This is a genomic window from Halomonas sp. PAMB 3232 (genome assembly GCF_031954225.1).
In the GTDB taxonomy this organism is placed as follows: domain Bacteria; phylum Pseudomonadota; class Gammaproteobacteria; order Pseudomonadales; family Halomonadaceae; genus Vreelandella.
In genome coordinates, this window is record NZ_CP134865.1 from 1,408,445 (window position 1) to 1,435,398 (window position 26,954).

The 26,954-nt window shown below is 58.6% G+C and carries 14 protein-coding genes and 1 tRNA gene; 7 read left to right on the forward strand and 8 right to left on the reverse strand.

What is annotated here, in order from left to right; all coding sequences use genetic code 11:
* Positions 1-431: 431 nt before the first annotated feature.
* The 3 genes from RN346_RS06410 to RN346_RS06420 all read left to right on the forward strand — a co-directional run bounded on the left by RN346_RS06410 (position 432) and on the right by RN346_RS06420 (position 3,574).
* Positions 432-2,417: a diguanylate cyclase domain-containing protein gene (locus RN346_RS06410; RefSeq protein WP_311962695.1), complete on the forward strand. Its 1,986-nt coding sequence runs from the start codon at positions 432-434 to the stop codon at positions 2,415-2,417.
* A 72-nt stretch (positions 2,418-2,489) separates the two neighbouring features.
* Entirely contained in the window at positions 2,490-3,437 is a 948-nt protein-coding gene (locus RN346_RS06415) for an AEC family transporter (RefSeq protein ID WP_263584453.1), read from the forward strand.
* A gap of 60 nt (positions 3,438-3,497) precedes the next feature.
* Positions 3,498-3,574 (forward strand) — tRNA-Arg (locus RN346_RS06420).
* 84 nt (positions 3,575-3,658) lie between these two features.
* On the opposite strand, the gene RN346_RS06425 is transcribed toward RN346_RS06420, so the two are convergent.
* The 7 genes from RN346_RS06425 to RN346_RS06455 form a co-directional block, all read right to left on the reverse strand.
* Positions 3,659-4,834: an alpha-hydroxy acid oxidase gene (locus RN346_RS06425; protein WP_311962497.1), complete on the reverse strand. Its 1,176-nt coding sequence runs from the start codon at positions 4,832-4,834 to the stop codon at positions 3,659-3,661.
* On the reverse strand, positions 4,834-5,850 hold the full coding sequence (locus RN346_RS06430; RefSeq protein ID WP_311962498.1) for a D-glycerate dehydrogenase: 1,017 nt from the start codon (positions 5,848-5,850) through the stop codon (positions 4,834-4,836). Before RN346_RS06430 ends, RN346_RS06425 begins: the two co-directional genes overlap by 1 nt.
* Positions 5,843-6,772 carry a dihydrodipicolinate synthase family protein gene (locus RN346_RS06435; RefSeq protein ID WP_311962499.1) on the reverse strand — a complete coding sequence of 310 codons (930 nt, stop codon included), beginning with the start codon at positions 6,770-6,772 and terminating at the stop codon, positions 5,843-5,845. The genes RN346_RS06430 and RN346_RS06435 overlap by 8 nt, the downstream gene beginning before the upstream one ends.
* Before the next feature lie 62 nt (positions 6,773-6,834).
* Positions 6,835-7,956 (reverse strand): mandelate racemase/muconate lactonizing enzyme family protein, encoded by a 1,122-nt coding sequence (locus RN346_RS06440; protein ID WP_311962500.1) that lies wholly within the window; start codon positions 7,954-7,956, stop codon positions 6,835-6,837.
* A gap of 28 nt (positions 7,957-7,984) precedes the next feature.
* The gene (locus tag RN346_RS06445; protein WP_311962501.1) at positions 7,985-9,487 is read right to left on the reverse strand and encodes a tripartite tricarboxylate transporter permease; all 1,503 of its coding nucleotides are present in this window, start codon (positions 9,485-9,487) and stop codon (positions 7,985-7,987) included.
* Between the two features lie 135 nt (positions 9,488-9,622).
* Entirely contained in the window at positions 9,623-10,123 is a 501-nt protein-coding gene (locus RN346_RS06450) for a tripartite tricarboxylate transporter TctB family protein (protein ID WP_311962502.1), read from the reverse strand.
* A 47-nt stretch (positions 10,124-10,170) separates the two neighbouring features.
* Positions 10,171-11,142 (reverse strand): tripartite tricarboxylate transporter substrate binding protein, encoded by a 972-nt coding sequence (locus tag RN346_RS06455; RefSeq protein ID WP_263584446.1) that lies wholly within the window; start codon positions 11,140-11,142, stop codon positions 10,171-10,173.
* 276 nt (positions 11,143-11,418) lie between these two features.
* Between RN346_RS06455 and RN346_RS06460 the strand changes: the two genes are divergently transcribed.
* The 3 genes from RN346_RS06460 (at position 11,419) to RN346_RS06470 (ending at position 14,271) form a co-directional block, all read left to right on the forward strand.
* Positions 11,419-13,203, forward strand: a complete 1,785-nt coding sequence (locus RN346_RS06460) for an IlvD/Edd family dehydratase (RefSeq protein WP_263584445.1) — start codon at positions 11,419-11,421, stop codon at positions 13,201-13,203.
* A gap of 58 nt (positions 13,204-13,261) precedes the next feature.
* Positions 13,262-13,951, forward strand: coding sequence for a GntR family transcriptional regulator (locus RN346_RS06465; RefSeq protein WP_263584444.1), 690 nt, complete (start codon positions 13,262-13,264; stop codon positions 13,949-13,951).
* A gap of 83 nt (positions 13,952-14,034) precedes the next feature.
* Positions 14,035-14,271 (forward strand): DUF333 domain-containing protein, encoded by a 237-nt coding sequence (locus RN346_RS06470; protein ID WP_311962504.1) that lies wholly within the window; start codon positions 14,035-14,037, stop codon positions 14,269-14,271.
* A 102-nt stretch (positions 14,272-14,373) separates the two neighbouring features.
* Here the strand turns inward: RN346_RS06470 and RN346_RS06475 are convergent, their stop codons facing one another.
* Entirely contained in the window at positions 14,374-14,859 is a 486-nt protein-coding gene (locus RN346_RS06475; RefSeq protein ID WP_263584442.1) for a pyridoxamine 5'-phosphate oxidase family protein, read from the reverse strand.
* 457 nt (positions 14,860-15,316) lie between these two features.
* On the opposite strand from RN346_RS06475, the gene RN346_RS06480 reads away from it, so the two are divergent.
* Positions 15,317-26,902, forward strand: a complete 11,586-nt coding sequence (locus tag RN346_RS06480) for an Ig-like domain-containing protein (protein ID WP_311962505.1) — start codon at positions 15,317-15,319, stop codon at positions 26,900-26,902.
* Positions 26,903-26,954: the final 52 nt, after the last annotated feature.

Consider the following 26,954-nt stretch of genomic DNA (forward strand, 5'->3'; position numbering starts at 1 on the left):
TATTGACTGAGTATTGGGCGCGACCTCGCTGATTTTGTATCAGAAATAGCGACCGACTATCAGGAGAACGTGGCTCACTTTTTCATCTTTCAGGTTTGCGCGTCATCTCTATAGTTGTGCCATGAAATGGTACCAGCCGAATATGAAAAGCACCGGTAACGGTGTAATGTTGCGCAGTTTGGCTCTTTGAATGTCTGAAAATACATGAAAATGAGAGGACAATCCCTTGAGCGGTTGCTCGGATAGTGACCTTTCCTATGTAAGTGATTAAGGTAGACGTCAGGAAGGACTAGAGTCAGCCGTGCTGACGAATGTCGGTCGTGAGTGCCAATACGCCGTTTCATATGGGCAAAGCAACTCTCTCGGCGGCGTTCAAAAAATACATCAATGAGCAGGAATTCCCGGTGCTGCCAGCCCCGTTACGAACAAGAATGATCCGCTTTCGCTCACTAAAAAGCCGCCTGCTGCTGGGGCTTTCCATCTTACTGTTGGTACTGGCTGCCGTTATGCTGGGGCTTACCTGGCAGGTGGGCAAGAACATGCTTCAGGCGTCCAACGTGACTCACTTGCGCTACGAGGCCAACATTCTGGCCGATGAGCTGACCCAGCAGGTCGAAAACCGCATCGATGCGCTTCAGCGGTTCAGCAGTGCCATTGGTGCCGCTGATGATGCTGCTTGGGTTCAGTATGAATTGGCCAAAAATGACTCGCTGCTCTCCTGGTTCGATGGCGTCGTGGTCAGCAATGAAGCCGGCACGATCATCGCCGATTGGCCGAGCGTGATTGGCCGGGTGGGGCTCGAAACCGGCGACAGCGAAAACTTTAAAATGCTGCGGGGTACACGCACCCCTTACGTCAGCGAACCTTTTCTAGGGCGGGTCAGCAATGAACCGCTGGTGGTGATCGGTGTGCCGCGCCTGAACGGCGACGGTGAATTTCGCGGAACGGTCGGCGGTATCGTACGGCTGAATTCCGGCGGGCTGTTTAACCGGCTTGCCAAGATTCGATTGGGTGATGATGGCTATTCAGCCATTTTCACCGCTTCGGGGCGCATTCTTTTTCATCCGGATAAAACCCTTGTGAACACCGCCGTGAGTTCTCTGGACGATCACCCGTGGCTCGATTCGGCACTGGATGGCTGGGAGGGCGACGGTCTCGGTAATCTTCTCAATGGCCAGAGCGCTTATCAGTCCTATTCTCAGGTATGGCCCGCGAACTGGGTCGTAGGGCTCTATTTGCCGGTCGAGCAGGCGCAGGCGCCGCTTTCCGATTTCATCTATCGGCTGTGGTGGATCTGGTTGGCGCTGGCGCTTTTGTTGATGCCGCTGCTCTGGTGGCTGTTGGCGCGTATTTTATCGCCGTTGAATCGGCTGGAAGCGCAGATCGATGAAGTCGGGCGCGCCAAGCGCTCCCACGTGAATCTCGCCACGAGCATGCACGAGCTGCAGGAAGTGGCGAACACCTTTAATCGCGTCGAGGACGAACGCCAGCAGCTGTTGAACAACCTCCATGAGCGCGAGGCGTTTTTGGACTCGGTGCTCAACTCGAGCCCGGAAGGCATGTTCGTGGCCAATTTCGATGGCGTGATCACGTACATGAACCCCGCGCTCTTGATGATGCTCGACATTCCCAAAGAGACGCTCATGGAGGCGTGGCTCAAACAGATTCACCCGGACGATTATCAGGGCGCCGTCGATCTTTGGCAGCATAGCCTCAAAAGCGGCAAGGATTACATCCGCCAGCTACGGTTCATCAGAAGCGACCGCGAAATCCTTTGGCTCGATATTCATGCCCGGGTGGTCATGCTCTCGCAAAGCGGCCACTCGCTGGGGCTGGTTGGCGTGGTCAAGGACATCACCGAACGTCGCCAGCAGGAGGCGCTGCAGCGTTGGGAAGCAGAGCACGACCCGCTGACGGGCTTGCTCAACCGGCGCGGATTTTTACGCCGCCTGGATGAAGCCTATGCCGACTTCCAGAAAACCAGCACGCCCTCGGCGCTGCTGCTGTTCGACCTCGACCACTTCAAGCCGATCAACGATGAAGGCGGCCACGCGCTGGGCGATGAAATGCTTCGGCGAATCGCCCAAGTCATTGCCTGGGAGGTTCGCCGAAGCGACCACGTGGCGCGCCAGGGCGGAGACGAGTTCGGCGTCCTCTTGCCCAGCTGTACGCTGACGCAGGCTCAGCGCATTGCCGAGTCGCTACGTCAGGCAGTGAGCGAGGTCTCGGTCACCCACGCTGATAAGGTCTACACTGTGACGCTCAGCATGGGCGTGACACGCTTCAACGACGATGACGACTCCATCGAGGATGCGCTGAACCGTGCCGATGCCGCCAGTTATGAGGCCAAAAGCCGTGGGCGCAACGACGTGGTTGTCAGTAACCCAAGCGAATTCGACCCCATGACGCTTTTTTGATCGCCTTGGCGTGCTGGCCCGGCAGGCACCAAGGAAAATCGGGCCGCTACGCCATTGGATTAGAGTAAATCCGTGAACCTGATAGAGCTATTCGCACGTACGCTGGATATAACCCTGCCGGTTTTCGCCATGGTGTTTTTAGGCATCGTGCTGAAACGCCTCCGGTTGATCGACCGCGCCTTCGTGTCGACTGCGTCCACACTCGTGTTTCGCGCCACGCTCCCCACGCTGATTTTTTTAAGCCTCATAAAAGCGGATATGGGCGTGGCGCTGGATATACCGCTGCTGCTGTTCTTTGCTCTGGCCACGCTCGCCCAATTTTTCGCCAGCTGGCTGTGGGCATACTACCGCGTGCCCTATGAAGAGCGAGGCATCTACGTGCAGGGGGCGTTTAGAGGCAATGGCGGCGTAGTGGGGCTGGCATTGGCCGCCGGCATGTACGGTAACTACGGTCTCTCGGCGGGCAGCCTTTTACTGGGGCTGGTCATCGTGCTCTATAACGTACTGTCGGTGTGGGTACTCTCGGCCTATCAGTCCGGCCAAACCACACGTTGGTCCAGCCTGCTCAAAAAAATTGCCACCAATCCCTTGATCATCTCTGTGCTGCTGGCAATTCCATTTACAGCGCTGTCTGTCGAGCTTCCCCGCTGGGTCATGACCTCGGGCAACTACTTCGCCTCGTTGACACTGCCGCTGGCGCTGATCTGTATCGGTGCCACGCTGTCGGCGGCCAGCCTGCGCGACGGTCGGGCCGTTGCGCTGAGTTCGAGCGTAATGAAAATGATCGTACTGCCCGCGGTATCGACGTTCGCGGCCTGGCTGTGCGGGTTTACAGACGAGCAGCTGGGCCTTCTATTCCTGTTCTTTGCAAGCCCCACCGCCGCCGCCAGCTTCGTCATGGCCAAGGCCATGGGCGGCAATGTGACTTTGGCCGCGAACATCATCGCGCTCACCACCATCATGGCGAGCCTCACCATCACACTCGGCATCTTCGCCCTGCGTCTATTGGGCTGGATTTAAGCGGGCTGGTTGGCCTCACTTCACCGGCGCGCTATACTACGCGCCGCTTTACCCGCCCACGTCCCTGTAGCTCAGTAGGATAGAGCAGCCGCCTCCTAAGCGGCAGGTCGCAGGTTCGACTCCTGCCAGGGACGCCATATCCCGTAGACCTAGCTTTCTAAACAGCACTCGAAGCCACCGTCCTCTAAAACGCGCGGGCATTGTTTCCTCGCTGATGGCTATCAATCACTTTCCGTACACCGATGATAGCGTAACAACCCCGTCGATAATTCATCCATCCCTCTTACACCCAGCAGTGCCATATTCCGCTCTAGTTCACTTCCCAGTAGCGTAATAGCTTTCTCTACTCCGGCTTCACCAGCGATGCTGGCGGCGTAATTAAAAGGGCGGCCGAGGAATACGAAATGGGCACCTAATGACAGTGCCTTGAGTACCTGGCTGCCCCGCCGGAAACTACCGTCGATCATGACAGGCACGGCACCCTGAACTGCGTTCAGTACCTCGGGTAACATGGTGAGCGGTGCGACCGTACCATCGAGCTGGCGGCCGCCGTGGTTGGAAACAATCAAGCCATCGGCGCCGGCACTGACCGCCCGCCGTGCGTCTTCGGGGTGCAAAATCCCTTTGACCACAAGTGCTCCCTTCCAGCGCGAGCGAACCTGATCCAGAGTCGACCAATCCAGGTGTCGACGGCCCGAGAAATCCCGGTTAGCGTTTTTAGCCAGTACCGGCACGCCGCGCACGGCGGCGTTGTTTTCGAAGTGTGGTACGCCGTGATGCCACAAGGTTTTCAGAAACGTTCCGAATAGCCAGCGGGGGCGCATCAGCCCGTCCCAGGCAAGCCTGGGACCAGGACGTAATGGCGATGAAAAGCCAGCACGGCGGTGGTTCTCGGGATTGGGCGGCACGGCATAATCGACAGTGATCACCAGTTTGCTGAACCCGGCGTGCTCAACACGCGCAAGCAGCGCATCGATTTCCTCCAGCGTGCCGGGAAGATAGGCTTGAAACCAATCCGAGCCGTTCGGCCCCGCCAAATCTTCCATGGGTATCAGCGAGGTGCCGCTGACAACCATGGGAATGCTCGCTTTGGATGCCGCTCGGGCCAATACCTGATCGCCCCTATAAGCGGTGAGGGCGCTAATGCCCATGGGGGCTATACCGAACGGGTAGGCATAGCGATGGCCAAAAAGCTCTGTGTGCGTCGAAACGCCCGAGACGTTGACCAGCGACCGAGGTAGAAACGCGTAGGCATCGAAGGCTTCACGGCTCGCGCGGGCCGTATGACCGTCTTCGGCCACGCTTGCCACATAGCCAAAAAGGGGACGCGGTAAATGGCGCCGTGCTTCACGCTCGAAATCATCGAGGCTCAGGATGCGTTCCAGATGTCGGGGCATCATGTCTCCTTGGCAGCATTGGCAACGCGTTGGCAGGTATCTTCATTAACACCATTGCGTGAGCCGTGGCCGGTGAGCACGCTCAACAGGTTATCGACGGCCAATTGCGCCATAGCGGTACGCGTTTCATGGGTGGCAGAACCGATGTGGGGCGTTGCCACCACATTGTGCATGGTACTCAAGGGGGAGTCGGCGGATAGCGGCTCCTGGGCGAAAACATCGAGCCCCGCTGCACGAATTTTGCTGTAGCGAAGGGCATCGATCAGCGCCGATTCATCGACCACCTTGCCTCTCGCCACGTTGACGAGAGCGGCCGTTGGTTTCATGCGCGCCAAGGCGTCGGCGTCGATCAAATGATGTGTATCAGTGTTATAGGGCACGCAGAGGCAGACGATATCTGCCTCTGCCAGCAGTTCATCGAGGGTGCGCCGCTGTGCGCCCAGGCGCTGCTCGAGCTCAGGTTTGGATGATGCGGAGGTATAGAGAATGGGCATACCAAAACCCAGCGCCCCGCGCTTGGCAATCGCTGCACCAATGCGGCCTGCCCCCACAATGCCTAAGGTTTTACCATGCACATCAATGCCGAAATGCTCGATACCGATATGGGCACGCCAGCCACCCTCGCGAACCAGGTTCGCCAGTTCCACCAGCCGCCGCTGAACCGCCATAATGAGTGCAAACGCCGTGTCGGCGGTGGTTTCGGTCAATACATCGGGCGTATTGCATACTAAAATGCCGCGCTGGTTCAGTGCCTGGAGAGGCAGGTGGTCATAACCTACCGAAATGGTAGCAACTACTTGTAGCTGCGGCGCTTGCTCGAGCATGGCTTCATCGAGTTCGAGCTTGCCGCCAATCAAAGCGTGAGCCTTTGAAAGCGCCAATAAAAAATCGGCCTGGTTTGAGCTGTTCAAGTCTTCGAAATAGGCCACCTCGGCGACCTGGGAAAGCGCTGCAAGCTGGGCATCGCTAAGTCGCCGTAGGGCGACGACACGCCATTTTTGGGGTTTCTCAGCCATGTTTCGCCTCATCCAGCCCTTCCATTTTAAACCCTGCTTCATGAAGCAACGTGATGAGCTCAGAGGCTTTTTGATCATCGAGCTCCACTAAAGGGGGGCGCACGCGCTGCCAATCGGTAATGCCCGAGAAGTGCGCAGTCGCGGCTTTCATCGCTGGAATCAACGGATACTTTTCGAATAAATCGCGGATCACGTTTAGACGCCGCTGACGCTCGTCGGGATCGTCTTGTTGCCAGTGCTGGGCTACGTCGATGATGGCTGACGGGTTAACATTTGCCGTCGCGCTGATACAGCCAGCGCCACCTGCCCGTAGCGTATCCAACAGAAAACGTTCGCTGCCCGCATACACGGCAAAATCGTCGCTAGCAAAGCGCTCGACTAATGCCTGGGTATGGGCCCAATCGCCACCGCTATCCTTGATGCCGGCAATGATACCTGGGAACGCCTCACGCAAGCGCTCGATCAGGTCAAAAGAGAGCGGTACCTGGGTGACCGGGGGAATATGGTAAAGGTAGATACGAAGGCGTGAATCATCGATGCGATTGATGACCTGGCTAAAGTAGCGAAACAAGCCTTCGTCGCTGACGCCTTTATAGTAGAAGGGCGGTAACATCAGTACACCCGCACAGCCCAGGGTAACAGCATCCTGGGTGAGCGCCACACAGTCATCGATCGAACAGGCCCCCGTGCCCGGCATGACTCGGGCAGGGTCGACGCCGCCATCCACCAATGCTTTTAACAGCGCCTGTTTTTCAACGACGGACATGGAGTTGGCTTCGGAGTTGGTGCCGAAAATGGCCAGCCCAACACCATTCGAGTGAAGCCACTGGCAATGCGAGACAAAGCGCTTGGTGTGCGGTGCCAGGTCGGCGTTGAAAGGGGTGATGACCGGTGACCAAACGTCGCCATTTGCTTGGGGCATGATGTTTTCCTTGTTATTGGTAGAACGCTCGTTTTAATAGAACGCGATCTTTAATAAAAAACTTAGCGCCAGGGCTCAATGGCGTAGCGTTCAAGCGCCGATTGATCGAAGTCGAAGCCAAGACCTGGCGCCGTGGGTAGCAGTAACTGGCCGTCGGCGAATTCCAGCTGCGTATCCACTAAACGCCTGAAGTTAAGAACCTGGTCATCAGCAAAGAACTCGACCATTTTGACGTTAGGCGCTGAGGCAACCAAATGGACATGCAGGTCGTGGAACCAGTGGGGATAGACATCGACGCCGAAACTGGCGGCGGTGGCGGCAATGCGTCGAAACTCGGTAATGCCCCCACATACGGCTGCATCGGTTTGTAAAATCATGGCGGCTTCTTTTTCCAGCAACTCCTTGAAGCGCCAACGTCCCGCTTCGATTTCACCTGTGGCTACTGGTACGGGGGTACGCTCTGCCAAGCGGCGATGGTTGTCGGTGTCGTCCGGGCTGAACGGCTCCTCGATCCAGAAAGGGGTATAGGGTTCGGCCATGCGCATGAAGTTCAATGCTGAAGGTAGGTCCTGCCAGGCATTGTTGGCATCCATCATCACCTGTACATCCGGGCCTACTGCCTCGCGTACGGCCGCCAGTCTCGCTTCTTCTCCAGCCAAATCTTCTCGGCCTACTTTCATCTTCACGGCTTTAAAACCTTGTGCCACGTAACCGGCCATTTCCTGGCCGAGCATGTCGGGTGTCTTGCCCTCCAGGTAGTAGCCACCGCTGGCGTAGGCCGGCACGCCGACCGAGTCGCTTGCGCCCAAGTACTTATAGAGCGGAAGGTTCGCGGCGCGAGCGTTACGATCCCAAAGGGCGGTATCCAGAATACTAATGGCGCGCATGACCGAACCGCTGCGACCATGCAGCAGCGATTCCTGGTACATGGCTTGCCACAGGGCTTCGGTCGCATGGGCGTCCTTACCCAGGAGTACTGGCGCGAGCAGCTCTCTAACGGCATTGGCGACGAGAGAGCCCGCATTGTTACCGCCGTAGCAAAAGCCAATACCCTTATAGCCATCATCGCCCACCACTTCGACCAACACGTAGTCGCGCTTGAGGACCTGTCGATTGGAAAAACTGGTGGGGTTATCCAGCGGTATACTGACTGTTCGAGTACGCACGTCCGTTATCGTTGTCATAATGAAGCCTCGAATTTAAATTAGTTTTTTAAGCCTGAGCACGCTTGCGAAACGGTGCCCGTATCCAGCGAAAGAAAGGGGTGGCTTGGAGTATCGACAGCAGGGCAATACAGAGCAGCACCACGGCGATAGGGCTTGTCAAGAATATGCTAATGTTGCCTTGTCCTATCAGCATCGATTGCTGGTAGCTGGTTTCCATGACCGGGCCAAGAATTAGGCCGATGACCATGGGTGCGGGCGATACGCCGGCCTTATTCATCCAGTAACCAAATAGCCCGAAGCCCAGCATCAACCCCACTTCAAACAAGCTGTTATTGATGGCAAAGGCACCAATCACGCAAAGCGTAATGATGGAGCAGGCGACAAAACTATCGGGTACGCGCGTTACGCTGACGCAAAGCCGAGTGAACAACAGCCCCACCAGCAGCAGGCCGATATTGGCGAAAATCACTGCCCAAATTAGGGTGTAGGTAACATCCCCGTAATCGGTTAGCAGGTTCGGCCCGGGCAGAATGCCCTGTACCATTAGCGCGCCCAAAAGAATCGCGGTCGAGGAACTGCCGGGTATGCCCAGCGCAATGGTGGGTATCAAGGCGCCACCGACCACCGCATTGTTTGCGGCTTCAGGGGCCGCGACCCCTGCGATATCCCCTTTGCCGAAGCGGCTCTTGTCTTTAGCGAAGCGCTTGGCCTCGTTGTAGGCAAACCAGCTGGCGGTATCGCCCCCGGTGCCTGGAATGAGGCCCGTAACGATACCGATGCCGCTGGAGCGGAAGATATTGGGAAGTAAGCGACGAATTTCGGCGAGCGGCGGAATCAACCGGTCGGTGATCTTGCTGGCCGTCTTCTGGGTACCATGAGCATTCTCGATCAATATCAAGGCTTGGGGAATCGAGAAAAGTCCGATCAGCGCAACGGTGAACTCGATACCCGAGAACAGGTTGATCACATCGAACGTCATTCTTGGCGTACCGGTGATCAAGTCCATGCCGACCGTGCTCAACAAAAGCCCCAGCGCACCTGAAAGCAGGCCACTGATCACCGAACCTTGGGAGAGCGACCCAATAATGGTGATACCCAATACGGCGATGGCAAACAGCTCGATAGGGCCGAATTTGAGCACCAATACGCCGAGCAGCGGCGCTGCGGTGAGCAGGGCGATGCCGCTTAGCAGTCCTCCGATAAACGATGCAAATAACGAAACGCCCAACGCTTTACCGGCCTGGCCCTGTTGGGAAAGCGGAAAACCATCGAGTACCGTCGCGGCGGCAGAGGGGGTGCCGGGGGTCTTCAACAAAATGGCGGCGATAGAGCCACCATAGGAAGCACCCACATAGAGTGAGGCCAGCATGCTAAGACCTGATGCTGGATTCATACCAAAAGTTAGCGGTAACAGCAGCGCCAACGCCATGGTGGCTGAAAGCCCAGGCATGGCCCCGACGAATAACCCTAAAAGGGTACCGCCCAGTATGAGGCCAATATTGGCGAACGAGAGGACATTACTCAGGCCCACCAGAACGAGATTATCCATATGACTAGACTCCAAAAGCCTGCGTCAGACACTTGCCCCCGGCTCGCTGCAATGGGTTACCAGGCAGTAAGAGCGGGGATCAAAGTGATTTAATTGTCATGATGAGAAGCGTTGTAGTTATAAGGAGCTTCGTCGTTATGAGGAGAATGGGGGCGGCAGTAGCGATACGGGCAGGCCCAAAAAGCCGATGAACACCGCACACACCACCGCGACCAGCAGCACGATACCTATTGCTGCGAAACGCCAGGAGACATGGCCTATCATCGTTAATGCCAGGACCATGAAGCTCACTGTCGCGATCAGGTACCCCATAATCGAAATGCTGTAGAGGTAAACCGCGGCCAGCAGGAAAACCAACATCGCCTTCCATGGCTTGCGGTGTGTGACCTCGTCGCTGACTGCGTCCTCCGCAAAGGCATCGCTTCCGGGCGTTGCTGCCCCGTCAATGGGTGCCTGACGGCGGCGCAGAATACCCAGCACCTCCTGGCCTACCATCGCCGCGCCCAACAGGGCCACGACAACCGAATAAATAAGGGGCATGTTCGCCGCTTTAGCCGGATAGCCCAGCGCAGTGATGAAAAAGGCCGCGGCTACTCCAATGGCAAATACGCCCAAGACCAAACGACTTATGTTCATTTCACACCCCATTAACGATCGTCGAATACCCGTGCCCCTTTAACAGCTTACTGATTGACCTCATCCTTGACCTCTGCCCAGATCTCTTCAAACTCGGCTTCCATGTTCTGGATCATTTGGCCGTAGTCATCCCCGGTGCGGATATCGAGAACCATGGCACGTTCTTCAGCAGTTGCCTGGAACTCTTCATTATCGCGGAGGGCTTCGAAGGCAGCGATCAGCTCATCACGCGCCTCATCAGGAATGTCCGCCGGGGCACTATAGCCACGTGAAGAGCCCGCCACGACATCGATGTCTTTTTCCATCAACGTGGGCACATCCGGCAGGATATCCAAACGCTCCTCGGTGAATATGGCCAGCGGGCGTAAGCTACCCGACTGAATGTGGCCAAAAACGTTGCCCAGGTTGTTGAAGCTGGCGTCGACCTTGCTGCCCAGCGCCGCTGTGGCCGAGGGACCGTCACCCTGGAAAGGGACTTTCTGGAAAGAAAGCCCGGTCGCTTTTTCGATCATGATGGTGGAGAAAAAGTCATCGCCCCCCACCCCTGAGTTCGCCACGGTGATCTGCCCCGGGCGTTCTTCGGCCGCGGCGAATAAATCCTCGACTGTTTGATAAGGGCTATTTGCCGGCACCACAATAATGCCTGGGTCTGTGACGACGTTGGCGATGGGCGTCAACTGCTCGATCGAGTAGTTGATGGCGTCATTCATGATGTAGTTCGTCATTAGCATGGGCGTGTTGGTGATGCTGATAACGCTACCATCGTTGGGTGATTGGTGGGTCAGCCGGGTCCAGGCTATCGCACCCGTGGCGCCTGGCATGTACTCGTTAATGAACTCCACCCCCAGCGTTTCGCGTAAAAATGGCTGCGTCAGCTGAGCCAGGGTGTCGCTACCGCCACCTGCCTTAAACCCTTGCAGTACCTTGATTTCGTCGGCTGCTGAGTATTGTGCCTGTGCAGCGCCAGAAAGCATCAGCGCTGACAGAAGGGGAGCGGCGTACAGGTTACATATCTTCATTGCTAATTCCTCAAGTGCTGTTTGTCGTTGTGTTGCACAGGGTCATTAAATACCACACACGTTCAAACGTAGTTTCTGACCTCCATTATTGTCAATAATATTATCAATAATCTTGCCAAGCAGATTTATTCCACCTAGCCTGCGTTTAAGAACCCGGCGTTTCTGAGCTTTGTAGTGCTCAAATCGCCAAGACAGGCCTTGTGACAACGCTCGAATATCGGGTCGCGAATAACGAGCCATGAATAAATAAGTCGTCAATGAATAGAGGACATCTCGATGAGCCAAAACTTCAAAAACAACGGTAAAGCAAGCGAGCAAGAATCCGGCACGTCAGGCTCGCCTCGGGGAATGTCTAACCGTTTGACCAACTACGGCGATGCTGATTTTTCACTTTTTTTGCGCAAGGCGTTCATCAAGGGCATGGGTTACACCGATGATGCGCTTTCGCGTCCGGTGGTGGGTATTGCCAATACCTATAGCGGGTACAATGCCTGTCACGGCAATGTGCCGGGGCTAGTAGAGAGCGTAAAACGCGGAGTTATGCTGGCGGGGGGGCTGCCGGTGGATTTTCCCACCATTACCCTGCATGAATCCTTCGCCAACCCCACCAGCATGTACTTACGCAACCTCATGGCGCTGGATACCGAAGAGATGATTCGCGCTCAGCCGATGGATGCCGTGGTACTCATTGGCGGTTGTGACAAGACTGTTCCCGCCCAGCTAATGGCGGCCGCAAGCGCGGGTGTCCCCACGGTGCAAGTCGTTACCGGCCCGATGCTTGCGGGCTCGCACCGTGGTACCCGTGTTGGCGCCTGCACCGACTGTCGACGCTATTGGGCCGCATATCGCGGAAACGATATCGATGAAGCGGAGATTAACGAAGTCAATGACAAGCTCGTTCCCACCGTGGGGACCTGCTCGGTAATGGGCACCGCAAGCACCATGGCGTGTTTGGCTGAGACGCTTGGCATCATGCTGCCCAATAGCGCCACCGCGCCAGCCGTTTATGCTGACCGGCAGCGCATTGCTGAACAGTCCGGCGCTCAGGCCGTGGCACTTGCCCGCGCCGGCGTTACGCCAGAGCAAATTCTTACGCCTGACGCCTTCGAGAATGCGCTGCGCGTACTGCTCTCCTTGGGAGGCTCTACCAATGCCTTGATTCATTTGACCGCCATTGCAGGACGGCTTGGCATCGACATCGATCTCGAGCAGTTCGATCGCATGAGCCAGGAAACCCCAGTGCTGATGGATCTCAAGCCCTCCGGGGAAGGCTACATGGAAGATCTACACCGGGCGGGTGGCCTGCCCACGTTGCTGCGTGAACTAAAACCACTATTGCATCTCGATGCCATGACGATCAACGGCCACACCCTGGGCGAGAATATCGATGCCGCCGTCCATATCATTGATCAAAAGGTCGTTCGGCCCAAGGACAGCCCGGTTTATGCCCAAGGGGGGATAGCCGTGTTGCGCGGCAACCTGGCGCCCTCCGGCGCTATTATCAAGCAGTCCGCCGCCTCGGCGGACTTGATGACCCATCGCGGCCGCGCCGTCGTTTTTACCGGGTTAGAGGATTTGGCTAACCGCATTGATGACCCGGATCTGGATGTACAAGCAGATGACGTGCTCGTGCTGCAAAATATCGGACCCAAGGGCGCGCCGGGCATGCCTGAAGCGGGGTACATTCCAATTCCCAAAAAGCTTGCCGCTCAAGGCGTCAAAGATATGGTGCGTATATCCGATGGGCGTATGAGCGGCACCGCCGCAGGTACCATCGTGCTTCACGTCTCTCCGGAATCCGCCGAGGGTGGCCCATTGGGTCTGGTACGCGATGGCGATACGATCTCGCTGGATGTGGCTAATAATCAGTTGAGCCTGGAAGTAGATGCGGCTGAGCTCGATGCCCGTAAGCAGGCCTTCAACGCAAAAGAGAGCGAAACGCCGTTATTGGGCTATCGTCGCCTGTTCATGGAGCAGATTCTTCAAGCTGAAGAAGGCTGCGATTTCCGCGCTTGTCGACCCGAACCTACGTGTCGAATTCCAGGACGCCATGAAGGCTAAAGTCGATTTTGATATACTCGCTTCCCTGTGCACCTAAATGAATGCTGAGAAAGCGACCATGACGCGAACCGTTCAGCCCCTCACGTTTTGTGACGCCGATACATTGACCTCTACTCCCACAAACGCTGTCGATATCATCGTGGCCGCTATAGAAGAGGATATCGTGCTCGGTCGTTTGCACCCGCGCGAGAGGCTGGTCGAAGAAACCATGATGGAGCGTTTTGACTGCAAGCGGCACGTTGTTCGTCAGGCGCTTTTTCGGCTCGACAGCATCGGGTTAACCGAGCGCATCAAGAATAGAGGCGCCTTTGTCCGAAGCTTCCCTCCTCAGGAGGTCGAGGAGATTTACGCCATGCGTGAAATTCTCGAACTGGCTGCCGTAAACGCTCTGCCTCTACCTGGCTCATCTGAATGGCTTGCCGCATTAGAGGACGTTCATAAGCGTCATAGCGAAGCCGTTCAAGCTCACGATCTTCGCCAGGTTTTTCATCTGAATATCGCTTTTCACCGCACGCTATTTGGTGTCTGCGGAAATGCCTATCTTTACGCGACAATCAACGAGTTTGCTCAGAAGGCGCATGGTATTCGCTTTATTGCCATCACCGATCGCGATGCGCTAGCCCAAGCTCGCCAAGAGCATCAATTGATCATCGATGCCATTCGCGATGAAGATCGCGAACGTCTCGCTAATCTATGTCGTCAACATTTACTGCCTTCCAAAAAACGGTATCTGGAACTTTATGCCTGATCGTTGAGTAATATCGTACGCACGCATGAGACGATTTTGCTTATCCAGATTAACCGTCAGCCGTGAAACCCTAGGAGGTAGTCATGATTCGCTACAGCTTATTGCTCGCTTCCCTGATCGTGCTGTCTGGCTGCACTTCGCCAGGCTTGGAAGGAGACGATCAGTCACAGCAAATCGCCGTTGATTTCTGCGAACGCGAGGGCGGGGAAGTGGAAACCCGCCAGGAAAGCGACACCATGCGCCAGTACTGCCACTTGATGGAAGGGCGGGTGATCGAGGTGAACCGGCTTTACCGCGCCGAAGGGCTGACCATCGATTAATCGAATTACGTGTATAAACGACAACGCCAGCATTCGCTGGCGTTGTCGTTTTGAAGAAAGGTCGTAAAAAACAGGTATCAGCGCGAAGTGAATGTCCGCTTATTAGCCGAACTTCTCATTCTCGCCCATATCCGGCGTTTCATTCTTTTTGATGTTTGCCTTGGCGATTTCGTAAAGCTGATACACCTTACTTTCGTTGGCCTTCCAGTGCTCGCCCATGTGAATCTTGATTTCGAGTAACGCTACATCCGGGTCGTCCTTGCCTTCCGGGAACCAGGCGGCGATGAAGGGGCTCCAGTACTTGGCCATCAGGTCGCGGTCATCGGACAGAGTGGCCGTACCGGACAGGGATACGTAGGTGCCGTGCTCCTGGTCGGAAAAGCTCAAGCAGACGTCGTGATCCTTTTCCGCCTCGAAAACCTTTTCAGCACTGCGCCGCGTGAAGAACCACAGGGTGCCATCGTACTCTTCCTGTACCAGGTGCATGGGCCGTGCGCGTGGCATATCGTGGTCGATAGTGACCAGCATACCCACTTTGATATCCTTGATCATTGACCAGATTTTTTGCTTGTGCTCGGGGCTCGACATCGCTTCATACTCCTTATGAATGGCTCTCGATCCAGCGAAGGTCATATCACGCTTCGCTTCCAATGAGTGTAGAAGAGTCGTGCACGGTCGTCCTCTTAAAAGAGGTTAACCGGGTTACATTCATACACATAAAGCCATCGTTCGAAATATTCAGAAAGCTTATTAAACATAATTTTGTTTCTATCAGCTCTTAAATTGACGCTATAAATTGCCTCTAATAGTGTGATGAAAATAAGGTCAAAAACATTACGCTAGTCATAATAAATAGGCAGCTACTCATTTAAATCGCGTTTCTCTAATAAGTAGAGCAGTAAAGCAACGTGCTCGAGCGCGTTTGATTATCGGGCTTTGTATACAAGGCAGGTTTGTTGGATGCATTCAGGCCGGTGGTTAATCACTACAAGGATTCGTGCCGATTTACTACAAGCCGTTTGGCTTAAAATAAAAGGTGGGTTCCATGCCCTTTTTAGCAAAAGTTTCTCCATTGGATGGCAATGTACAGGCTTCGCAAGCGTTCGAGTTTGCCAACGATATGGCGTTGTCTGAGCCCAGCCGCGTACTTTTGCAGGTATCGCCGGATGAAGTTGCTTCCATGGTGCGAAGCGGCAACGATCTTGTCATCGAGTTGACCAACGGAGAAACTCTGCGCATTGCCGATTTCTATTCGAGCCTGGCCGAAGATGTGTCAAGCAAGCTCTATCTTACCGGCGAAGAAGATCAGTTCCTGCCGATCGACAAAACGGTGCTGTCCAATGGCGAGGTATCCTTCGCTCCGCAGTATCCGGCGGGGGAGTACTCGGGCTTCGAAACGGCGCGTGAAGGTTTTGCATTCTTTACAGGTAATAGCGCCGTTACTACCGCGGCCGGCGGCATTGGTTTGGGCGCGACCGGTTTAGCCGCCAGTTCAGCGCTGTCATCGTCCTCGGATTCTGGAGCAGGCAGCGATATCGACGAGCCTGCGATCCCCGGTGCCCCCGAAGAGCCGACCCTACCGGGTAATGACGAGGATCCTCAACCGGAGCCAGAGCCACAACCGACGCCCGAGCCCGGTCCGACGCCAGGGCCCACCCCTGCGCCTGAGCCAGATCCTGCGCCCGTACCCGAGCCACAACCGACGCCAGAACCTGTTCCAGAGCCAGAGCCAGAGCCAGAGCCAGAGCCAGAGCCGAGCCCTGCGCCCGAACCGGCGCCCCAGCCAGAGCCACCCATCAATCCCGGCGTGCCGGCGGTACCGCTGGCGCTGCGGTTGTTTCTCGTTAATGACACCAGCGAAGGGGCCATGACGACCAGCGACGGCAGCCTTCGGATCAGTAACGTGCAAGCGGGCGCTCGCTGGTCCTACTCTCTGGATGGCGGCACGACATGGCTCACCGGCCAGGGCACGCGTTTGGTCCTGCCCGAAGGCGAATACGCCGCCGGTCAGGTACTGGCACGCCAAACCAGCCCCGAGGGGATAACCGGCCCCGCGGGCCAAATGGCGGCTGTTGTGGTCGATATGACGCCACCGTCGGCGCCTGGTGCGATACTCGCCAATAACACCGGCGTCGTCGCTGGTGTCACGAGCGACGGCAACATTACCGTGGGCGATATCGAAACAGGCGCGACCTGGTGGTACAGCATCAACGGCGGTGCTACCTGGCAGCAGGGAGGCGATAGCGCCTCTTTCTCGCTGGATGAGGGTATTTATGCCACGCGTCAGGTGCTGGTTCGCCAAATCGATCTAGCGCGAAACGTCAGTGCCGAGGGCAACCTGGGCGCGGTCATCGTGGATCAGACTCCGCCGGAAAAACCCACCCTATCGATTGCCGGAAATATCGTCACCGGGGAGACGACCGATGGCACCATCACGGTGGGAAACCTCGAGGAGAACGCGTCCTGGCAATTCAGTCTGGATAGCGGGCGTACATGGCAGTCGGGGATAGGCCGCTTTTTTATCCTCGCAGAAGGCTCCTATTCGGCGGATCAAGTGCAGGTCCGTCAGATTGACCGGGCCGGTAATGTCGGCGAGTTAGAAGCCCTGAACGCGCTGAGCGTGGTGGGTAGCGAGCCCGAGTCGCCGGGCAATCCCGACCTGGCGCCACTTCTCACGCTTGTCAACGACACGGCAGAACTCGACGGCATTACGTTCGATGGGACGATCCAGGTCGACGGTCTCCTTGCGGGGGCGAGCTGGGAGTTCAGCTTGAATGGCGGGGTGACGTGGCAACAAGGAATCGGCGAGCGCTTCGTTCTGCCTGAAAATGATTACGCTGCCGGGCAAGTGCAGGTGCGTCAAACGACCGCCGATGGCGAGCTGGGCGCGGTGGGCACGATGGGCCGGGTGATCGTCGACGTCACCGCCCCGGATCAACCGACACTATCTTTGGCCAACGATACCGGAAGCCGTGATGGGATAACGGCCGACGGTACGGTGCTGATCGGCAATATAGCCGCCGATGCCGTCTGGCAGGTGAGCTTCGATGGCGGTCAACGCTGGCAGACGGGCAGCGGTGATCGGCTGATTCTGGCCGAGGGTGATTACACCTCGACTCTTTTTCAGGTGCGCTCGATCGATCAGGCCGGTAACACGAGCGAATCGGCAACGCTATCGATCGTGGTCGACCTGAGCGCCCCCACGATACCGACGCTGTCGCTGGCTCGTTCGAACGCCATCATCAATAACCCCACGGTCACGGTGGGGGGGCTCGAGGCCGGCGCGTTTTGGGAGTACAGCCTGGACAGCGGCGTGAATTGGACGACGGGTAGCGGAGCGCAGTTCGTGCTGCCCGACGGATATTTTGAGCTCGGCCAGGTACTGATTCGCCAAACCGACGGCGCCGGCAATCAAAGCGGTGAAGCGCCGCTTCGTGCGGTAACCATCGACACGACCCCGCCCCTGGCGCCAACGCTGACGCTGTCCGGTGGCGCCATTACCAACGTGGCTTTCGTGGAGGTCGCCGGCATCGAAGAGGGTGCCACCTGGGCGTACACCCTCAACGGCGGCGCCTCCTGGACGCTGGGCGTGGGCACACGTTTTACTCTGAACGAAGGCGAGTACGCCTTTGATCAGATACGGGTACGCCAAACCGACGCCGCCGGTAACCTGGGCGCCGAGGCAAGCCCGGGTGCGATAATCGTGGATACCACGCCGCCTTTGGCGCCGCTTTTGACACTGGCCAACGACACCGGCGAGCTCGATGGCGTGACGCTCGACGGTACCGTGCTGCTCGGCGGTCTCGAACCCCAGGCGCGGTGGCAGTACAGCCTTGATGGCGGCCAAAGTTGGCGTGATGGTAGCGGCGACCGCTTCGTGGTACCGGCGGGTAGCTATGCTCAAGAGCAAATCCTGGCGCGTCAGATCGATCGCGCTGGCAATACTAGCGACTCGACACCATTAGGACCGTTGACCGTCGAGCTATCTCAGCCGCCCTTACCGGGGGCGCCAGAGGCGCCAACGCTGACGCTGGTCAACGATACCGGTGCGGTCGATGGCATTACCCGTGATGGCACGCTGCGTATCGATAACCTGGCGGCGAACGCGACTTGGGAAATCACTCTGAATGGTGGCGCAAGTTGGCAGCCCGGCGGTGAGCAAACCTTCATTCTGGCAGAAGGGGTTTACGCGGCGGGAATGGTTGCGGTGCGCCAAACGAATCAGGAAGGGATCATCAGCCCCGTTTTTTCATTAGGCGCCGTGACCATCGATACGATCGCGCCGGTTCCACCCCGGGCGCTGCTCGACAACGATACCGGCGAGATCGACGGCATCACCTCAGACGGTACGGTACGCGTTCTGGATATCGAAGAGACGGCCACATGGGAATACTCGGTCGACGGCGGCGCTAGCTGGCAAAACGGCGCGGGGGACCGATTCATTCTGCCCGAAGGGGAATATGGCTTGGGGGCCGTACGCGTACGTCAAACCGACCCCGCCGGGAATGTCAGTGAAAGCGTCGAACTGGGCGCCGTTACGATTGTCACGGCGCTACTGGAAGCTCCCACCGTTAGCGTGGGCGGGGCGCTGACCAACAACCCAGTTGCAACGGTCGGTGGACTGGCCCCGAACGCTACGTGGGAATACTCGCTGAACGGTGGGGTTACCTGGCAAAGCGGTGAAAACGGTCGCTTCGAGATCCCCGAGGGTCGTTACGTCGCGGAGCAGATTCAGGTACGCCAGATCGATGGCGCGGGTAATATCGGTTCGCCGGCAAAACTCGATGCCCTCGAGATCGATCTGACGCCCCCCTCGACGCCAACGCTGACGCTCTCGGGTGATTCCTCGATTACCAGCGACGGCGAGGTCACGGTCACTGATCTCGAGCCCGGAGCGCGCTGGGAGGTTAGCTTCGATGGCGGGACACGTTGGGAGGAGGGTGAAGGCGGCGCTTTCACGCTCGAGCCGGGCGAATATAGCGCCGAGCAGGTGCAGGTGCGCCAGATCGATGCGGCAGGCAACGTAGGCGACCCGGCAGCGCTGGGTGCGCTGATCGTGGATACAGCGATTCCTCCCACCCCCACGCTCACGCTTGTCGAAACGCCGAACGCCGAAGGCGTTGTCGTGGACGGCACCGTCTTGGTGGGTAATCTCTCGCCCAACGCGCGTTGGGAAGTCAGCTTCGATGGCGGTGTCAACTGGCAACCCGGCGGCGGAGAGTCCTTCGTGCTGGGCAAGGGGGTTTACACCGAAGGCCAGGTTCAGGTACGTCAGCTAAGCGTCACCGGTACTCCAAGCCAGGCCGCAAGTCTTGCGCCGGTCACGGTGGATTTAACGCTTGAACCTTCCCCTGACCCGGACGCGCCTGCGGTGCCGACGCTGACGCTAATCGCCGATACCGGCGAGGTGGACGGTATTACCAGCAACGGCCAGGTACAGGTGCTTGGTCTGGTCGACGGCGGCACGTGGCAGTACAGCCTGAACGGCGGGGCGAGCTGGTTCCCGGGCAGTGGCGATACCTTTACGCTGCCTGAAGGCTTCTACCCCGCCGGGCAGGTGCTGGGGCGCCAAAGTAACGCCAGCGGTCAGACCAGCGCGGCCTCGACGCTTGGCACCGTCACCGTAGACACCACCGCCCCGGCCGCGCCGGGAGCGGCACTGCTCAACGATACCGGCGTCCTCGACGACATCACGGCCGATGGAACGCTGCAGATTACTGGCCTGGAAACCGGAGCCCGCTGGGAGATCAGTCTCGATGGCGGAATGAGCTGGATTCAGGGCGAGGGAGACCGCTTCATTCTGCCCGAGGGGCATTTCAACGCCGGTACTATTCACCTGCGCCAGATGGACGCCGCAGGCAATGTTAGCCAGCACGGCGTGTTAGGGGCGATCACGGTCGACTCATCGATCCCGCCGACACCCCAGGTCATGCTGGTGGGCGCCCCCCTGTCCGACAGTGGCGTGGTACGCGTTGGCGGCCTCGAGGCGTTTGCTCGGTGGGAGTACAGTCTCGACGGCGGCGTTAACTGGACGCCAGGCAAGGACGACAGCTTCATACTCGGTGAAGGGCGCTATCTTGAAGGCGAGGTTCAGGTGCGCCAGATCAACCGGGTAGGAACTACCAGCGCACCGGGCGTGCTCGGCGAGGTGGAGGTCGACCTGACGCTGCCTGCCGCGCCGATCGCGACGCTGGTCGATGATCGCCTCGTTACCAGCGATGGCACCGTCGAGGTGAGTGGTTTGGAAGAGGGCGCTACCTGGTCGTACAGCCTCGATGGTGGCGCGAGTTGGCTAGTGGGTAGCGGCGATGGCTTCGTGCTGGGCGAAGGTGCCTACAAACCCAACGACGTGCTGGTGCGCCAGACTGATGCGGCGGGCAATACCGGCCCGGTTGCGCGAATCGGTGCTGTCACCGTCGATACCACGCCGCCTGAAACCCCCACGCTTGCGCTTGATAACGGGGCCAGTGCGGGTTCGGTGACCGACGACGGCACGGTAAGGGTAGACGAGCTGGAATCGGGCGGGCGCTGGGAGTATAGCCTCGATGCTGGTAACAGCTGGCAGCCCGGTAGCGGTGCCACCTTCGTACTTCCAGAAGCTAAGTACGCCCAGGGCCAGGTGCTGGTACGCCAGTTCGATGCGGCGGGTAACGAAAGCGCTATTGGCGGCGGTGAGTTCGGCCCGGTCACGGTCGATCTAACGATCGAGCTGCCCAGTGATCCGGATGCGCCGCCAGCGCTCGTGCTGACACTTTTCGAGGACACCGGCAGGGTTCCTGGTATCACGCAAAACGGCACGGTCAACGTCGACAACATCGTCGAGGGTGCGGTTTGGGAGTACAGCGTGGACGCCGGCGCCAACTGGCAAACGGGCTCGGGAACGAGCTTCACGCTGTCTGAAGGCGTTTACACTGCAGGCCGGGTGCTGGCACGCCAAACGAGCGCTGACAATGTGCTCGGTGCCACGCGAGCCCTTGGCCCGGTAACCGTGGACACCATGGCACCCGTTGAGCCCAGCGTCGCGCTCGAAACCGACACCGGAAGCCAGCCGGGTGTGACCGCCAACGGCACGCTTTTGATCGCGGACCTCGAACCCGGCGCTTTTTGGGAAATTTCGCTTAACGGCGGAGCGGATTGGCAAACGGGTAGCGGAGACCGCTTCGTGCTACCGCCGGGAAGCTACGCGCAGGGCATCATTGAAGTGCGCCAGACCGATGGCGCCGGCAACGTCAGTCCTTCGGGCACTGTGAGCAACGTCGGCGCTGGCGATGGCACCCTTACCGTCGTTACCACGCGGCCCGAAGCGCCCAGCGTTACGCTGGAGGGCGCTCCAGTGACCAACGATGCTACGGCCACCGTCGGCAATCTTCAGCCAGGTGCGACGTGGGAATACAGTTTGGATGACGGCCAAACCTGGCAGCCGGGCACGGGCGATACATTCACGCTGCCAGAAGGCAGCTACGGCGCTGAGGTAGTGCAGGTGCGCCAAACCGACGGCGCGGGTAATGTCAGCCCCAACGCGTTGGTCGGCCCGGTAACGATCGACACCACGCCGCCAAAGGCGCCGACTCTCGAAGCGTTCGACCCCCGATCGATCACCAGCGATGCCACGATCAATGTGCGTGGGCTGGAAGCGGGCGCGACCTGGGAGTACAGCATCGATGGCGGTGAGAACTGGTTGCCGGGAGCGGGCGAAAGCTTCGAGCTGGAGGATGGCGTTTACGCACAAGACGACGTACGAGTACGCCAGTTTGATGCGGCGGGCAACCCAAGCCCGGAAGGAGCGCTTGCACCCATTACCATCGATACCCAGGCACCGGCCGCGCCCGCGCTCTCGCTCGTCCTTGACGGCGATGTGGTCAACGAGGGAGCGGTCAGCGTCGAGGGTCTGGAAGAAGGCGCCAAGTGGCAGTACAGCATCAACGGCGGAAGTACATGGCTCAACGGTACAGGCGCGAGCTTTGTGCTGCCGGACGGCGTCTACGTGGACGGCCAGGTGCTGGCCCGCCAGTTCGATGCGGCGGGTAACGAAAGTGCGGTAGGCGGTCTTGGTCCGGTCACCATCGATACGACGAGCCCCGGTGGCGAAAGCGGGCTCGAAGCGCCGTTCGTGGAGCTTCCGGCGCTGACCAATGGTTTTATCAATAAGGCCACCATCGAGGCGGGCAACGATGCTATCGATGTCGTTATCGTGCTCACCGAGGATACCCAGGTTGGCGATACTCTGACCGTGTCGCTGCGTGACGCTAACGGTACTCTATCGTTTGACTACCCCATTACCGCAGAGGATATACAGACCGGTTCGGTACTGATCGAGCTGCCCGTCACAGAAACACGAGGAGACGGCAGCTACGTCTTGACCGCCGCCATCAGCGATGAGGCCGGCAACACGTCGGCGCCTTCAAACGCCATCGGCTTCGTACTGGATACCACCGCTCCGAACGAAGACACGACCCAGTTTCGTATCGACCCGATCAACGGCAGCGGCATTGTCAATCAGGCGTCGGCCCAGGGCCTGGTCACGCTAAGTGGTAACGTGGTAGGCGAATTCACCCCGGGCGACGCTCTGGAGCTCTCGGTCAATGGCGGCGAGTATCGTACGTTCGTCGACGCCAACGGCGTGTTCAGCGTGGAAGTGCTGGGTAGTTTGCTGGCCAGCGCCGAGCCGCCGAGCGTCACGCTGCGCCTTTTCGCCACCGACCCCGCCGGAAATACGGGCACGGTGAGCAATAGTTACGATTTCACGGTCGACCTGGCCGCTCCGGTCGTGAGGATCGATGCCAGCGGCGTGCTCAATGGGCAAACCGTGGGGGATGGGCTGATCGTGACCGGCACGGCCGAGGGCGTACCCAACGGAACAACAGTGGCGTTGAGCCTGGCGGGTGCCACGTTTGATGGCCGAGTAGAAGAGGGCGCCTGGCGCGTGGTCGTGCCCGGCGGTTTCCTGCAGGAGATCGCCACTAATGATGCCGGCGGCACCTCTTTCGAGATGATCGCACGCACGGTAAGCGCCTCTGGCAATCCCGGCGCCTCAGAGCCGGCCACGGTGTCGATCGATATCGCCCCGCCGACGGCCAGCATCGCGATTTCTCAACCCCTGCTGGGCGTCGGCGACAGCGCGCAGGTGACGATCACCTTCAGCGAAGCAGTGGAGAATTTTGATCTCGGCGATCTTCAGGTGACCGGCGCCACGCTTGGCAATCTGCAAAGCGCCGATGGCGTCGTTTGGACCGCTGACCTCACGCCCGGCGCTACGTCCGGGGGCGCGAGCATCGTGCTGGCCCAGGGCGCGTACACCGACGCGGCGGGCAACCCTGGCGCCGCGGCGCGTCTTGATAACGTCATGGTCGATATCGATTCACCAACGCTTGAGTCGATCCAATTCGCCGCTGGCGAGGCGATCACCTCGGCGCAAACCACCGAGGTCATTTTCACCTTTAGCGAGGCGATTACCGGGCTTTCCATCGAGGACTTCAGTGTCATCGGCGGGCGGCTTTTGAATCTCTCTGCCAATGCCAACAGCGTCACCTGGACGGCGACCTTCCGTCCGGATGGCAGTGCCAGCCAGGCATCCATCGAGCTCTCTGACAGCACCTATACCGATCTGGCCGGCAACGCCGGAACGGGCGGCAAAAGTCCGGCGCTATCCATCGAGATCCTCCAGCCGGTGCTGACCATCGACGCGTCGGCGGACGGCTGGATCAACGAAGTCGAGTCCGGGCTCGAGACCCAGGGCGCCGAGGTCGAGGTCGGCTTTGGCGGACTGCCCGTGGCGGAAAACGACCTGGTCACGCTGACGCTAATCGCCCGTGAGGGCGGTGAGCTCACCGCGGGCGCGGCTATCGTTACCCAGAGCTATCGGCTAACGGCACAAGATGTGGCCAGAGGCTACGCGCTGTTTCCGCTCGCCGTTGGCCAGGCCTATGAGTTTCAGCCGGCGAGCGCCCGAGTGCAGATCGGTGGCAGCGCTATATCGCAAGACGTGGATTTTGTCATCGACACCGTACCGCCGGGCCGCGCGGTCGAAGAGGGTGTCGAGGTCGCGGGCAACGGTATTGTGCTTGATACGCTTTTGAATCAGGGCGAAGGGCTTTTACTGCGTATCGGCAACGGCCAGGAGACGCTGCGCGTGCTGGACGGGCGCGCCACGCCCGGACTTTTGGTGCAAAACGCCAGCGGCCAGTACGAAATCGATCTGTCCGTGCTGGCGCTCGATCTGCAGGAGCTGATTCGAAACGACCCTGGCGCGCTGCTCGATCTTCGCAGCCTGAACCTGGAGCTTGTCACGTATGACCCGGCCGGCAACGAAGGCGATGTCGTCACGCTAAGTGACTTCAACGTGTTGGGTCCGCTGGTCGCCATCGAATCGTTTGCCGGCGCGCTGGTGGGGACCACCGACCCCGGCGCCTCGATTGCGCTGAGCGTGCGTCTGGGCGGCGTCACCCAAACCGTAACGGTAAGCGCCGACGAGCGTGGCGCTTTCTCGCTGGATCTGCTCGCCGACCCGCGCTTCGACTTCAATCTGAGCGAGCTTTTTAACGCCTCGATCACGGCGGTGGCCACCGACGCCCGCGGTAACCAGAGCCTTGCACCGGCCACGGTAAGCCTGGCCGAGCTTCTACCCACGCCGATTTCGATTCTGGATCTCGCCCCGGTGACCGATCTCGTCACCGGAAGCCCCGGCGTGGTCAGCTCGCTGACCAACATCGTATTGCCCGAAGGCGGCAGGCTGACCGCGAAGCTCGACGCCGGTCGACTCGGCGATATAACGGTGGGGGTATCCACCAATAGCAGCGGCGCATTAACGCTCGATCTGGCAACGGCGCTTAATGATCTCGTAAGAAATTCCGGGCTTTTAAGCGGTGTCGGCAATCTTGCGGCGGGGGTAACGGCGCTTTTGAATGAAAGCGGCGTCACCCTGGCGCTGACCTACACCTCCGCCGATGGCGTGACCGGTGTGCTCGAGCGCGAGATCGGCACGGTCGACGTGGCGCTTAACGGCAGTACGCTGGTGGGACTCACCTTCGGCCCCGTGCAAAACAGCATTATCAAGGGCACCGATGAGGCAGACGTGCTGATCGTGGGGGCCAATCAGTCGGTTGAAGCCGGCGGCGGGGATGATCTGATCGTCCTGCGCTCGAACGCGTTCACCCGCATCGACGGTGGCGCGGGTACCAATACGCTGCTGCTGGATAGCCGTTTGACCCTGACGCCGGACGACTTTGCCCGAATGAGCAACGTCTCACGAGTCAACCTGGGGGATACCGGCAGTGCTATTACCCTGGATGCGCAAGCGGCGAGCGCGCTGGCCGGCGACGCTCAAACGCTTCAGATCGTGGGCGAGGGCGCAAGCCGCGTGACGATCAGCGGCGCGGTGGCGCGCGGTGATGTCGAGGTCATCGACGGGGTGAGCTATCAGGCGTTGACGCTTGGCGACACCACGCTTTTGATCAATCAGGGCGTGACGCTGGATTTCGTGCCCACCATCCATCAAAGCGCCGGCTACATCATCAGCGGCGGCGGCGAAGCCGGGGCGACGGTGGTCGTCACAGCGGGGGCGGCTACCTATAACACCCAGGTCAACGAGCAGGGCGAGTGGCGCGTGGTGCTCAATCAGCCTGCGCAAGCAGGCAGCCTGCTACGAGCGGTGGTGGGCGGTGATGCCACCGAGACGGTCGCTGTGCCCAATGCCGTTCTCGCGCCAACAGGGCTGCAGATTCGCACACCGCCGCTGGTCGGACTGTTGAAGTCTTATCTCGAGGGGAGCGCCCCGGGAGCCCAATCGGTGCGGCTGGATGTCTATCAGAATGATCTTTTCACCTCGCTTCGCAGCACGACCATCAACGTTAATACCAGCGGTGCATTCTCTGTCGGCACAACGGTTCTTAGCACTCTACTCAACGATGCTACTAGTCTGTTGGTAGGCAACCAGTGGGTTAACGTTGGGTTCACCTCTATAAGAGCCAACGGCACTCACAGCACGACGGAAATAGTCAATTTTGGTGCGGCGGAATCGGTTTTCGCAGATCCCATAGGCGCTATCACGAATACATTGGGGGGTGTGTTGGGAGGCACTTTTGGAAGTACCAACTCCTTGCCGGTGACCAACTCCATTTATGAAGGCGGTGAAGGTGCAGACATCGTTGAAGGCAGCAATCGTGATCAGACCTTTACCATGGGGGATGGCAACGATGTCGTTGTCACCGGCACCAGCGGTCGTGACACGATCGACCTCGGTTCCGGTGACGATGTCGTCATACTGCGCACTCCGCAGTTCGAAAGCATCAAAGGCGGTGAAGGCTTCGACATGATTTTGCTGGGAGACGGCATCAATCTGAATCTGACCGACCCCAACCAGGGAACGATCAGCAACATCGAGCGCATTTCGCTGGGCCGCAGTAACGGGGCCAACCGACTCACGCTGGATCGTGACGCGCTCTTCGAGCTGACCGACGATACGAACGTGCTGCAAATCACCGGTGACAGCCAGGATCAGGTGACACTGGCCGGCGGAGGCTGGAACCGTGTCGGTCCCGCTCAAACCCTCGATGGCGTGGTGTTCAACGAATACGTCACCCAGGACGCCGTTTTATACATCGAGCAGTTCATCAACGTGGTGGAGGTGACTTGATTCCCAACGTAGCGGCAAGTATCGGGTATGTTCGAGCGGGGGGCGTTGATCA